This window comes from bacterium, assembly GCA_022616075.1.
Classification (GTDB): Bacteria; Acidobacteriota; HRBIN11; order JAKEFK01; family JAKEFK01; genus JAKEFK01.
On the sequence record JAKEFK010000133.1, the window covers coordinates 1 to 13446 of the forward strand.

Here is a 13446-nt window from a genome sequence, read left to right on the forward strand (position 1 = left end):
ATGCTCCGATGACTGCTCCGTTCTATGTAGATTTCGACGAGCCGTTCATCCTCCAGGATCGCGACGCGAGTCTCGTAGTTGGTTGCGTTTACAACGATTTCACGCATAACTCATCTATTCTAGCGCAAGACAAAGGGAAGTGGTGCGGGCGACTCGCCCCGCAAAAGCAAAGATAGTGTCCTAGAGGGGCTGCCGGCAGAATGCCGGCGGTCCTTTATGCCAGCCTGGAGGCTGGCGCTCATCTACCTTAGCCGGCGACTTCGTTAGGATTTGGACCGCTCAGGATGGCTGAGCCAGCGTTCCAGGGAACTCTTCATTTGATCGGATAGATAGAGTTTCACTCCGATTTTTGGAACGCGCCCGCGTTTTAACCCAACAGACGGATCCGGGACATTCGAGAGGAGCAGTATAAATCGGAACGAATAACCTGACGTACAAATCTGAGTTCGGCGGGTCATCGACGATAATGATGCAAAGTCCGGAAGTACTTATGTCGTCACAACCTGAGTTTGCATCTCTGCATCCGATTATCCTGGGAATCGGAGGGTTTGTGTCTTCGAAATCCTTCATAATTACCGGCTATTGTAGCTTTTTGATAACACAGAAACCATAAGAACACAGCTCTTATGATACAATCCTTTGAAAAGCATAAGTAAAAAATAGAGGAGACTGAGTTCCCGGAGCATTTTGATATTTTGGGAGGTGCACCGTGGGCGACATCAAATCCGTTGGCGGGTCCGTTCCGCCCCCCTCAACACAATCTGTAAACAATACTGGTTCCGCACAAACGCAGCAGAATCAGAGCGCTGCTACCGGCGCTGGACCTGGTTCACCAGAACCAAGAATTTCGGATCGCGATGCAGCACAGCGTAGAACGGAACATGGAATCGAAGGAGTCGCGCGTCAAGCTCAGTTGCAAGGCTCGACACCACCTGGAGCCGATACAGGTGGAATCTTAAGATCCGCAAGAAATGCCGGACTGAATCAACAAGAAGTTCAGCGTTTGGAAACGCGCTTGAACAGTATGACTCCCGAAACGCGCGCTGCAGAAATGAGATTCATCAATCAGAATGTTTTCGGCACGCCAAATTCCGATCGCGCACTGAGAACATATCTGGATGTTCGTGAACAACAAGATCGATATCCCAGTCGAATATCCGATAGCATGGTTCATACTTTGACTCGCGCTGTTGCTGAACCGCGCTCTCAAACTCGGAACGGTCTCGAAGGTGTGATGAGCCATCAGCAAGCTTTAAATACTGCAGTCGCTTTGACCTTGATGCCGGAGGAGCATCACGCCCGTTTGCAGCAAACACTGGATCGTGCGGCTACAAGAAATGGTCAGCCGATTCCAGGAGGCGATCCCCATTACGAGCGCGCTCTGATTTTGAAATCGCTCGGCGCGCGAACCGGCCGATTGATGGAAACGGACAGTGGTCCCTATAATCCGACTGGTCCGTTGCCACCTACCTCCAGTTACATTCAGGAAATCGAACAATTCAGCGATATGATGCGGGGTCAGAACCGGAACGAGCTTTTGAGACGAACAACATTCACGGACATTCAGGGAAGCGGCGGTGGCTTACAGCAGGTGTTTCGTAATTCTTGTGCGCCTACGACGGCACAAATCGCGCGAGCTGAAGCAGATCCAATCTACGCTATGTCCGCTCATCGAAATCCCGCAATGGTCATTACTCAACAGCAGATACAACTTGAGCGAGGCGGAGGAGTTGCCGTCCTTCGCGGCGAATCCGGTGGCCGTGGAATGGCGATTGATAATGTTTTGAATACTCAGGTTTCCCCGTATACCGGTCAGAATTATGTAAACAGGACCGTAGGTAATTCTGATTCCGCGAGGAGGGCTGCTCTTGATCAGATGGCAGAAAACTTGCGCGCAGGAACCGATGTCCCCATGCGTGTAGAATGGTCCTCAACCAGCGCTCATTTCGTCCTGGCAACGGACGTGCGAGGCACTGGAAATAACCGTGATTTCTTCATCACAGATCCCTGGACCGGTAGCAGCAGGTGGTACTCACAAGCCGAATTGGCCAGCGGCCGCACAACATTTCCAGGGACCGATACGGGACGTCTGTCAGATATTTACGTGCCTCAACAATAAGGAGGTGATCCAATGGAATTGCAAGAGCTTCTCGGCATTTCACCGTCATCTTATCTTCAGGAAGGGTTCCTGGCGAAGGATGGAACTTTACGCGATGGGATAAATGGAACATATTCGCTTGCTCTTGCTTATCAGCTTCGGGAAGAAGGTATCGATCTGGATCAATTTCGGAATGCAGTAGAGCAATTGAAAAAAGAGGAAGCCGCTTTGCAAAGCCTTCGGAATACAATCACGTCGCTCAATTCTCATTCCTTGCAGAACTTATTGCAGGCAGCGGAACCCTGGTTGAAGGATCCTGCTCAAAACAAGGCATTCATATCGCATCTCGAACGCATCTTGCAACAAGCCGCACTCATAATAATGTTGCCCGCGGAAGAGAATTTGTAGGAACTACGATGTGTAACACAAGGTTCTAGAATGATTCCCCCCCTTATAAAGGGGGGTAGAGGGGGATTGTCTTCTCTTCTCTCATATGAAAAACAACCCCCTCACAGCCTCCCCCTTAATAAGGGGGAGGAGTCAGTAAACGTTCATCTGTTACAGAAGACTAGGATGCGCCTGAGGTAATGATTTCATTGATTTTCATACCTCGATCGCGGCAAGCATTCATGATTTCGTGACCCGTCGCAGCCAATTCAACGGGAACTGCTCCCTTTGCAATTTCCCCTCGGGCCAACATGCCGGCCACAATCGCTGCATGCCAGCCGGTTGTTCTTTCCATGGCCGTAAATCGCGTGCTTTCATCATAGTAATCAAAAAGATCAACCGTTGCGCGCGCTCTTTTGCCATCCTTTTTTCCGGAGCAAAGCGCCCGGATGATGCAGACATCCTTGTCGCCTGCTTTAGCCCGGATTTTTGGATCAAGTACTGCCGCAAGCAAATCCCGCGGGCGGATCTGTGTTCCGTTCACATTCACCGGATCATCGTCCAGGAGTCCGGCATCATGCAGAGTCTTCCACTGCGCGAAGTGGCCTTTGTAACGCAAGGTTTTGTTTTGATAGACCTTCAGTTTCCCAAGAAAGGTTCGTGGCGCAGTTGAAGTGCCACCTGCTGTCGTGAACGCTTCCAATTCACCGACCGGCTCCGGAAACAGGACCGTTTCGTATTCCTGAAAACTGTCAACGGTGATCAATTTCCCATCACGCAAGAACTCGGTCGTCCCGAAATATTCATTCACGAGACCTTCAAAATGGAAGGTGAGAATGTATTTCCATGGTTCTTCCGGATGCTGAGGCAGTCCCCCATCCCACAGATAAACTTCCTCCGGTTCCTCAATCAAACTCATCGCGTACATGCAGACGGAAGTCCCGAGCCCGGGAACCATCCCACAGTCAGGGACCAGAGTAATTCCTGCGGACTTCGCCGCATCGTTCAATTCCAGTTCCTGAAAAACGATCTCCGTGTTTCCCCCCAGATCGCACATCGGAGTGCGTGACTCCACTGCGCAGCGCGCAAGATCCAGGTTGAAATAGTAGGGCACAGCGCTTACCACAGAATCGACATCGCGTAGGAATTCGATTACCTTTGGGCGATCGCGCACATCCAGAGTTGCGCCTTCAACGCACCTGTTCGCCAGCAATTTGTTTACGCGCGCCGCTGAAGTAAGAGCCGTCTGCAAATTCGCATCGGCCAGAATAACACGCCGCGCTTCACCGTTCTTTGCAAGATCGTAAGCCGCTGCTGTCCCCTGCCTCCCGGCTCCAATCACAGCATACTGGAATTTCAATTGACGAACCGCCGCATGCGCACGTTCATAATTATTGCCATGGCGCCAATCGTACTGAGTAAAGAAGACCCGCCGTAACTCATTAGTGGAAGCGGCAAACCTGTGATAGGCATTAACCCGACAATCATGCCGACATTAACAACAAAATGGAAAAAGAAAATTGCAAAAAATCCCATCACAATGAATACACCAACTCGGTCGCGCGCCTGCCTGGCTGTGGATAAAACGCGCATTAATAAAATAAAGTAGATCGCAAGTGTTACAACCACACCGATCAAACCAAAATCTTCCGCAAGCACCGAAAATACAAAATCAGTATGTTTCTCAGGAATGTAGTCCAGATAAGCCTGCGTTTCTTTTGAAAATAATCCTTTTCCAAAAATGCGTCCCGATCCCACAGCGATCTTGGATTGGATGATCTGATATCCAGCGCCCAGAGGATCTTTCGAAGGATCTACAAAGGTTAAGATGCGGTCCTTCTGATAAGGTTTTAGAAACAGCCAGAAAACCGGCAAAGAAGCAATTCCCGCTAAAATGGCCCCCAGGATCCATTTGTATCGCATTCCCGCCAAAAACATCAGCAGAATCAAAGGCGGAATAAAGGTGATGGTCGTCCCCATATCAGGCTGCAAAATAATCAAAAACATGGGAACCAGAACTATCAATCCTGCAAGCAAGAAATCCCTCAAAACAAGGAACATTCGGGTTTCGTCGCTCAGGTACTTTGCCAGAAACAGGATCGTCGCTATCTTTGCAATTTCCGATGGCTGAAAATTAAAGTAGCCAAGCGAAAACCAGCTTTTTGCGCCGGAAATTCTTTTTCCAAAAAATAAAACTGCAACGAGGAAAACGAGTGAGCCTACATAAATAGGCAATGAAGAATCTGCCAGGACGTGATAATCAATGTTCAAAAGAATAAAAAACAAAACGAGTGCCACAGCGCACCACTGCAATTGACGAATATAGAGGTCCTGGCTTGCGCTTTGAAAAGTTGCGCTGTAAATCATGAGCACGCCCATGCCGATCAGGGAAAGCATGCTAAAAAACATGACCGGGTCAAATTGACGGTAGATGCGGGTATCAGCCATTACTCTATCAGCGTCTCTTCCACTGGAGCGGGAGCCGGAGTTTTAGCAACAACTTTCAACTTCGGTTGTGAAAAGGGGGGTATTTTTCGGTCGGCAAAATATGTTTCAAAAATCTTTTTTGCCACCGGAGCGGCTGCATCGGAACCATGCCCTCCATGCTCGACGAATACCGCCACGGCTACTTGCGGATCGGTCACTGGAGCAAAGGAAATAAACCAGGCGTGATCACCATATTTTTCTTTTTGCTTTTCGGAAAGTCCTTTTCCACGATCGTAACCGACCACCTGAACGGTGCCGGTTTTGCCGCACACGTCATAGCCATCGACGCGCGCTCTTCCTCCGGTTCCATGATCATTCACAACGCCCCAGAGAGCTTTTTTGACGAGCTCAAAATTCTCACGGTCAATTCCTTCCACTTTTTCTTTGCGTGAACGGGACTTTTCCAGAGTCTTTCCGCTCATATCAAGAACGGAGCTCACAACGTGCGGTTGAATGATGTTTCCATCGGTTGCGATGGTTGCATATAGCGAAGCCATTTGAAGAGTGGTAGCCAGAATCGGCCCTTGTCCGATTGCAACAGAAATGGTTTCCCCAGGATACCATTTGTCATTGGTTGTCCGGCGCTTCCATTCACGGTCCGGAACCAGACCTTTTACCTCATTGGGAAGATCGATGTTGGTCAAAGACCCGAGTCCAAGCAATCGCGCATACTTTGCAATTACATCTATATCCAATCGCATTCCTACATTGTAAAAATAGACATCGCAGGATTGCATGATGGCGCGGTAGAGACTTACGCTACCGTGCCCACCCGGCTTCCAACAGCGGAAGGTTCTGTTATAAATGAACTGCGCTCCGCCACAACCGAAAGTCGTTTCCGGGGTTATCTTTTTTTCTTGCAGCGCGGCCAACGCCATCACAAGCTTGAAGGTCGACCCGGGTGAAAACTTGTTTTGAATAACTCGATTCTGAAGAGGATGTTGTGGATCGCTGATGAGCTCTTTCCATTTTGCCGGAGCGATCTTCGGAATGAAATCATTAGGATCAAAAAGTGGTTTGTTGTACAACACCAGGATGTCACCGGTCTTGATATCCATGGCTACAACGGCGCCGTAACGGTTTCCTTCCTTGAAAATGTCTTCAGTTGCTTTCTGCATGTTGTAGTCAATGCCCAGCCTGAGCACTTTCCCCGGCACCGGTTCATCCCGAATAGGAGGAAATTCTTTCAGCACTGCGCCGTAGCTATTCACTACTTTTCGCTCCATTCCCGCGCGTCCCATTAAGGGACGATTGTATTGCCGTTCCAGGCCTGATTGACCCACGATATCCCGGCGCTTTGCTTCAGGAAAATCCTTTGCCCTTTCTTGATCCTCGGTTAATTCTCCAACGTAGCCGATGACGTGCGAAAAGAGCGGACCATAAAGATAGCTGCGCTTCTGTTCATGATGAATATCAATTTCGGGATACTCGATCTTTCGCGCAGAAATATAGGCAAGCTGAGGTAAAGTCATATCCTGATACAGCATGATCGGACTCGAAGAATGAAGCGGCCCTTCCTTTTTTATGATGCGGTAAAGGTCCTGCTGCGGCGTGGCCAATACTGTTGATAAGAACTCGATCGTACTTGTCAGATTTCGTGACAGACGCGGAGTAATAAAAAGATTGTGACTGAGCCGGTTTTCAGCAAGGATTTTTTTATTGCGGTCTACAATGAGTCCGCGCGGAGCAGGAATCGGATCCTCTTTGTATAGATTCTCACCTGCGAGCTGTTCGTAATAGGGTCCCTTGATGATCTGCATGTACCAGAAACTGCCCAGGAGCATCAAGAAAACGCACAGGACGACTCCAGCAATGAGATTAATTCGGCGGTTGATCAAATCCCTGTCGATCGGTTCACCAAACATTATGCGTACTCCATCCTTGTGCGAATGCGATCAGCAATGTGGAATCCAAGAAGCCCAACCAGCATATTTAAGATGGTCGCTGTCAGAAAAACCTGGTAAGAGAGCACCATTTGAGGAAGACTAAAGAGCCGGTTCAGCATGTTTATCGTAAGCAGGTCCACTCCCGTGGAAACAGCAACAAGCATCATCAGGATAAAGGGGTGTTTGATCATGAGCCGTGAGCTGAGAACCGCGATCGAATACGCGACGATTGTTTTTGAAAAGGCATTCATTCCGATGATCCCGCCGGTAAACGCATCCTGTATCAATCCACTGGTAACGCTTACCGCAATACAGCTTAACGGCGAAAAGTTCAAAGCATAATAAACATTAAACAAAAGAAATAAGTCGATCGCTTGCAATCTTTCAAAACGTCCCAAAACCATCGTTTGCACAAGCAATATCAGAGCAATGGCAATAAGAGTTCGTAACGATCTCACTGCGGACCACTTTTTGCTTGTTTCATGAACAGAACTTCATTGACCGAAGTAAAATTTGGAAAAGGAACTACTTCAAAACTGCGATAAAGCGTGGATTCCTTTACTTCCTGAAAAACTCGTCCCACCGCCAGACCTTCCGGAAAAATTCCTTCCTGTCCCGATGTTACCACCAGATCTCCTTTTTTTACCTGAACGTTAATAGGAAGGAACTTCAAAATGCAAGAATTTTGTCCATCGCCGCTCAAGATTCCCGCAACTCTTCCCTTTTCCAGCATGGCGCCAATCGAGGCGGACGTATCTGTAATCATGAGGACCTTCGCCGACAGTACGTCTACAAAAATCGTCATCCCCACAATCCCTTCCGGAGTCACTACGGGCATTTCGGAGGTGATACCGTGACGCGTTCCGCGATTGATCATCAATGTTCTGGATTGCGCGGCTTTGGAGTCGCGCGCGACCACTTCCCCGGGAATCAACAGATAGGGAAGTCTTTCCCGTAGTTCCAGCATTTTGCGCAGTCGTTGATTTTCCTGCTGGATTTCATGTGCCATGCGGTTCTGGATTTTTAGCTCAGAAACCTCTTTCAGCAATCTTGCATTTTCTTTGCTCGTCCGAGTCAACAGGAAATAGTTCCTGATTCCGCCTGCTACAATATTCGTAAGACCGGAGAGCGCAGTTTGCACCGGGGAAAATATCCTGTAACCAAGAGTTGCAAGGACGCTACGTCCTGTTAGTGGATCCGCAACCTGGTATGACATGATCCCCAGCAATAGAATCATGATTCCTACAAAAATCGGGAAGGATCTTCGCGGCGCTTTTTCGAGTTCATTCATAATTCAGTGATGAGTCATGAGCAATGAGTGATGAGACCACCTACGGATTTCTCATTGCTCATTACTCATTACTGTGGCACTAACTTTTTAGCGAAGTGCGGCGCAACAAATCAATGTTGTCCAGAAGTTTTCCGGCGCCCAGCACCACCGAGTACAATGGCTGTTCAGCAATCGTAACCGGCAGTCCGGTTTCCTCGCGCAACCTCACATCCAGTTTCTTTAACAGAGCGCCTCCTCCGGTCAAAACGATACCGCGGTCCAGAATATCCGCTGAAAGTTCCGGTGGAGTTTTTTCAAGCGCCTCATGAACCGTATTCACAATGGTCGCGACCGTGTCACCCAGGGCTTCCCGAATTTCCCCATCACTGATAACAATTGTCTTGGGTACGCCTTCCATCAAGTTCCGGCCTTTGATCTCCATGGACAATTCTTCTTCCAGCGGGAAGGCGGAGCCCAGTTCCATCTTTACTTGCTCCGCCGTGCGTTCTCCAATCAATAGATTGTATTTCTTCTTAATGTACTGAATGATGGCTTCATCCATCTCATTGCCTGCAACGCGCACGGACCTGCTGTACACGATGCCGGCGAGTGAGATTACGGCAACATCCGTTGTTCCTCCACCGATATCCACAATCATGTTTCCACTCGGCTCGGTGATCGGTAAGCCCGCGCCGATGGCCGCAGCCATTGCTTCCTCCACGAGATAAACTTCTGTCGCCCTGGCGCGATAGGCGGCATCACGAACCGCCCTTTTCTCCACCTGCGTAATCTCTGAGGGAACGCCGATTACGATGCGAGGACGCACCCACATGTTTCTGTTGTGCGCTTTTTTGATGAAATAATCCAGCATCCTTTCTGTGCTCTCAAAATCAGCAATGACGCCATCTTTCATTGGTCTAATGGCAACGATATTTCCCGGTGTTCTTCCCAGCATCTCCTTGGCTTCTTTACCGACAGCTTCCACTTTGCCCGTCAATTTATTCAAAGCAACAATAGAAGGTTCGTAGACCACAACTCCTTTATTTTTCGCGAGAACCAGAGTGTTCGCTGTTCCCAGATCAATCGCAAGATCGCTTGAAAAAAACCTAAATATAGAGCCTATACCCATTACGTCTCCTGTTTTTTAACGCAGAGGCGCAGAGAAAAGATCATTCTTTTTTTTAACTCTGCGTCTCCGCGTCTCTGCGTTAAAATTTTCATCGGGCCAATTGAACGGCGTTTTTGCCTGTGTATTTCACTGCATACATTGCGCTGTCCGCTTTTTGAATCAGTTCAGTCAGAGTTTCCGCATGATCGGGAAAAACAGCGATTCCAAAACTTGCGGAGAGTCTGATATACGAAGGCAGCATCGCTTCAAAATTGTGAGATACGATCGCATTGCGAATCCGTTCCGCCATTTCGCGCGCTTCCAGTGCTCCCGCTTTTGGCATCAGCACCACGAATTCATCGCCACCATAGCGTGCTACCTCGTCACGCTTTCCCACAGCATTAAAAATAGTTTTCCCGATTTCCACGAGAGTTTTTGCTCCCACCAGGTGTCCATAACTATCATTGACCGACTTAAAACCGTCCAGATCCAGAAAAATGAGGCTGAACTGTTCACGTGTTGCCTTCCGTTCATCGATCATTTTTGCCAATCTTGAATGAATATACCGGGTATTGAAAAGTTTTGTAAGGTCGTCAGTAATTGAAAGCTTTTCTGTCTCCTGAAAAAGAAGAGCATTGTGCAGAGATACGGCAATCGGCCCCAGGAGTGTAGTCAACATATTTAAGTCCCGGCGCGTAAAACGGTAACTGCCGGATTTGCGATTGATCAGTTCCACAACCCCGATGAGTTGCCCCCTGCTGATTAACGGCACGCAAAGAACCGACCGCGTTTTAAAATTGCTCGCTTTATCAAAACTCGAGTTAAAACGCCTGTCCTGAGTAACGTCATTCACAATTACAGACTCTCCATGCAGGGCAACCCATCCTGCAATCCCCTCTCCAACTTTCAGTTTGGCATAAGCCAGACGTTTGGCAGCAGCTCCGCGGGCCCCTTCGAAGACCAATTCGTTTTGATTCGAATTCATCAAAAGAATGGACCAGGCTTCACAGGGAATGATTTTCTTGATGCTGTCCATGATTGTGCCGATAACATTTTTGGGATCCAGTTTGTCATTCGCTGCCTGAATGATCCGCATCAAGATGCTGTAGCGGGTCGCTGACTGTTTTGCCGTCTTCATGCTGTGAAATATTAACCGCCAAGACGCCAAGCTCGCCAAGTTCCAAAAATAAGAACTCTATTACCCCTTGGCGTTCTTGGCGCCTTGGCGTTTTACCTGTATTCTACTTTTTTAGTAACTGTGGTTTTATTTCCGGAAGGATCTTCTGCCACAAAATTTAGTTCATTCCACCCAGATGTCTGCAACGTATAAGTATAAACGAACGTTCCATCCTCTTTTACGTCGATGATCTGGCCATTTAAGGTCAAGAAGGCATCCGCCTCTGTGGATCCTTCGACCTGTATATATGGCAAGAACGGATGCATATAAGTGATTTTCAAAAGCGGAGGCGACTTATCCAGCGAGTCTGTTAATTTGGCATTGGGGGTCGGTGTATAAACAACAAACTGGAATGGATCGCTCCAGGGGCTATGATTTCGCTCGGTATCTATGCTGCGAACCCTCCAGAAATACTGCTTTTTGTGACTTTTGGGGATTTTGATCGCGATCGTACTTTTTGTCAGATTGGCGTTTTCCGCGCTGATTCTTCCAAACAAAGGACTTTCAGAAATCTGAACGTGATACCGAACGGCATTCGAAACATCTCTCCATTTCAACTCGACCCGCATTTCTTGCTCGTTCAAAAATTCAAAGAGCTGTCCTTTGGGAGGGGACATCAAGGGAGGTGTGAAAGGCAACTTGACCTTTGTAGCAGTGTCATCTCTTTCGATCGTCAATTGTTCCAATGTGGTCAACTGAGTTGTGCGGCCCGTTGTATCCGTGACAACACCGATACCTTTTTCGACAGTGGTGATATGTTCGCCGGTCGAATTATCGGCCCGAACAGAACCCGTAGATCCTGGAGACAGTTTGAACCGTGGAATTCTGGAAGTTGATACGGAAGGAGGAGACGCGGATTTTTCGGCATTGATATCGCTTTCACCATTTTCTACAACAGCCAGAGGAGCATTACTATCCCGTTCGTTGCTTGTCATTTTCTTGCTGATCACCACGATGGAATCGGTCTGAATCGTGATTTCCGTGCCATCGTCGAACTTGATTTTGGCTGAGGAATCGGGAGCAGTCCGAATCCTGTCCCCTTCGTGAAGATCCATCTTGAAACTGGCCTCTTTCCAGACATATTCGTCTTTGGGTTTTACCTCGACTTTTCCTTCATAGTCCATGAACCGCGCGGCGGACTCTTCCAGAACAAGAGGCGCACTGTAGGGAACGTTCGTGTGGCGAAGCCAGAACCACCAGATGGTGAAAAAAATGCCTGCACTAATCGCGAAAAAAATCATCGTCAGGGTTCGAATCGAGACAGTGGTCCACTCGATTTCGAACATCCCCGGCCGTTTGACCTGTTTCGCCATAAGAAACTAAGGTTGAAGTCTGGCTGTTTTTTGTTTCCTCATCTTGATAAGAGCCTCTGCTTTGGGGAAAACTTCAAGGGCTGTTTGGATCTGCTTATCCTGATTCGATGCAATTTTGTAGCCCTCTTCGGAACCCCAAAGAGTAGCAAAAATTTCTTGACGAATTTGATTTTTGATGGCAGGAAGATTGTCCTGGAGGTCCTGTTCCGTAAATTGAATTTTTGTATTCCGTAGATGTTCACGGAATTCATCAAGAATTTTTTCATCAACCTGGAAAGTCCGGTCTATGACTTTTAGTTTGGAAGTCATTGGTGATAGCTCGGACTGAACTTTGCGTTCATCGGATGCGGCGAATCGTTTGGCGAAATTGAAGAATACGTACTCGCTGTTCAGGAGGTCCATAAATTTGCTTGCGGTTCTTTGCTCCATTTTCACATCAGGAGTAATACCGCCACCGCCGAAAACTTCACGGCCGGTATCTGTGTAGGCTTTCTCGCGGTTTTGAGGATCTTCATCGACACCCAGATCTGTGTAGTAGTAATCATAAAAAGAGCGGGAATAGTCGCGCTGGATTAAACGTCCGCTCGGTGTGTAATAACGCGCCGTTGTTAAAGCAAGAGCAGTGTTGGAACCGAGTCTGTAGACGCTTTGAACGAGACCTTTGCCCCAGGTTGTTGTTCCCACAATTACGCCCCGGTCATGATCCTGAATCGCGCCGGCAACGATTTCCGATGCGCTGGCGCTGCTGCGGTTTACGAGTACGACCAGCGGCAAATCTTCAAATCCATTATTGTTGGAGCAACGATAAGTAGTATTTGCTTCCGAGATGCGCCCTTTCGTGGAAACCACGACCGCTCCCTTTTCCAGAAAAATGTCAGACACATCGATCGCCTGATCCAGAAGTCCGCCGGTGTTAAAACGCAGGTCGATGATGATTTCCTTCATCCCATGTTCTTTGAGTTTTTTCAAAGAATCTTCCAGTTCATCGGTTGTTGTTTCCGTAAAATTTTTGATGCGGATGTAACCTGTTCCGGGCCGGATCATGAATGCATAGCTGACGGAATTTACAGGAATCTCATCCCGCACAAGAGTCATCTGAATCGGTTTCTCCCAACCTTCGCGTTCGATTGTGATTGTGACTTTTGTGCCTTTAGGCCCGCGCAATTTTTTCAACAACACAGTTGTTGGATGACCTTTGGTCGGTTCCCCTTCTATCTCTGAAATGATATCGCCCGCGCGCAAACCGGCTTTGTATGCAGGTGTTCCTTCAATAGGAGAGATCACTGTGAGAAGTCCGTTGATACTCTGGATGCTTATGCCAAGTCCGTAAAATGACCCGTGTTGCTCTTCTTGCAGGGAAGCGTACGCCTCTTCATCCAGGAAGTTGGAATGAGGATCGAGCGAATTGAGCAAACCATTGATTGCTCCCGAAACAACTTTCTGAGTAGGAATTTTGTCGACGTAGCTGTCCTCCACCACTGCAAGCAAAGCAGTAAAGTGCTTCATGTGTTCAGTAACAAGTTTTTCATTGGACAGGACTTTACCACCCACCACTCCTCCGAGAGTGGAGCTGACCAGTACAACAACAACGCCAACGATGAAAAGATGATTGCGCATGGACGAGAAACCTCCAGTTGAAACCTGATATTTAATAATAGTCAAACGTGTAGGGTTTGTAAACGAAAACAGGTCAGTTACTTGCGACAACTATTGAGGCCCC

The 13446-nt window shown here is 48.1% G+C and carries 11 protein-coding genes; 2 read left to right on the plus strand and 9 right to left on the minus strand.

What is annotated here, in order from left to right; translation table 11 throughout:
- The first annotated feature begins 709 nt into the window (after positions 1 to 709).
- Positions 710 to 2119 (plus strand): hypothetical protein, encoded by a 1410-nt coding sequence (locus tag L0156_10740; protein MCI0603474.1) that lies wholly within the window; start codon positions 710 to 712, stop codon positions 2117 to 2119.
- Positions 2120 to 2131: 12 nt separating this feature from the next.
- Positions 2132 to 2506 carry a hypothetical protein gene (locus L0156_10745; GenBank protein MCI0603475.1) on the plus strand — a complete coding sequence of 125 codons (375 nt, stop codon included), beginning with the start codon at positions 2132 to 2134 and terminating at the stop codon, positions 2504 to 2506.
- Positions 2507 to 2666: 160 nt separating this feature from the next.
- Here L0156_10745 and L0156_10750 read toward each other — a convergent pair whose 3' ends face one another.
- The 9 genes from L0156_10750 to L0156_10790 all read right to left on the minus strand — a co-directional run bounded on the left by L0156_10750 (position 2667) and on the right by L0156_10790 (position 13343).
- Complete coding sequence (locus tag L0156_10750) at positions 2667 to 3845, minus strand: saccharopine dehydrogenase NADP-binding domain-containing protein (GenBank protein MCI0603476.1); 1179 nt, start codon at positions 3843 to 3845, stop codon at positions 2667 to 2669.
- Positions 3842 to 4933 carry a rod shape-determining protein RodA gene (gene rodA / locus L0156_10755; protein ID MCI0603477.1) on the minus strand — a complete coding sequence of 364 codons (1092 nt, stop codon included), beginning with the start codon at positions 4931 to 4933 and terminating at the stop codon, positions 3842 to 3844. Before rodA ends, L0156_10750 begins: the two co-directional genes overlap by 4 nt.
- Entirely contained in the window at positions 4933 to 6837 is a 1905-nt protein-coding gene (gene mrdA / locus L0156_10760; GenBank protein MCI0603478.1) for a penicillin-binding protein 2, read from the minus strand. Before mrdA ends, rodA begins: the two co-directional genes overlap by 1 nt.
- Positions 6837 to 7316, minus strand: a complete 480-nt coding sequence (gene mreD, locus L0156_10765; protein ID MCI0603479.1) for a rod shape-determining protein MreD — start codon at positions 7314 to 7316, stop codon at positions 6837 to 6839. The genes mrdA and mreD overlap by 1 nt, the downstream gene beginning before the upstream one ends.
- The gene (mreC, locus tag L0156_10770; GenBank protein MCI0603480.1) at positions 7313 to 8149 is read right to left on the minus strand and encodes a rod shape-determining protein MreC; all 837 of its coding nucleotides are present in this window, start codon (positions 8147 to 8149) and stop codon (positions 7313 to 7315) included. Before mreC ends, mreD begins: the two co-directional genes overlap by 4 nt.
- A gap of 79 nt (positions 8150 to 8228) precedes the next feature.
- A complete protein-coding gene (locus L0156_10775) occupies positions 8229 to 9251 on the minus strand; it encodes a rod shape-determining protein (protein ID MCI0603481.1) in 1023 nt (340 codons plus the stop codon).
- 94 nt (positions 9252 to 9345) lie between these two features.
- Positions 9346 to 10374, minus strand: coding sequence for a sensor domain-containing diguanylate cyclase (locus L0156_10780; protein MCI0603482.1), 1029 nt, complete (start codon positions 10372 to 10374; stop codon positions 9346 to 9348).
- Positions 10375 to 10466: 92 nt separating this feature from the next.
- Complete coding sequence (locus L0156_10785; protein ID MCI0603483.1) at positions 10467 to 11726, minus strand: FecR domain-containing protein; 1260 nt, start codon at positions 11724 to 11726, stop codon at positions 10467 to 10469.
- 6 nt (positions 11727 to 11732) lie between these two features.
- Positions 11733 to 13343, minus strand: coding sequence for a S41 family peptidase (locus L0156_10790; GenBank protein MCI0603484.1), 1611 nt, complete (start codon positions 13341 to 13343; stop codon positions 11733 to 11735).
- Positions 13344 to 13446: the final 103 nt, after the last annotated feature.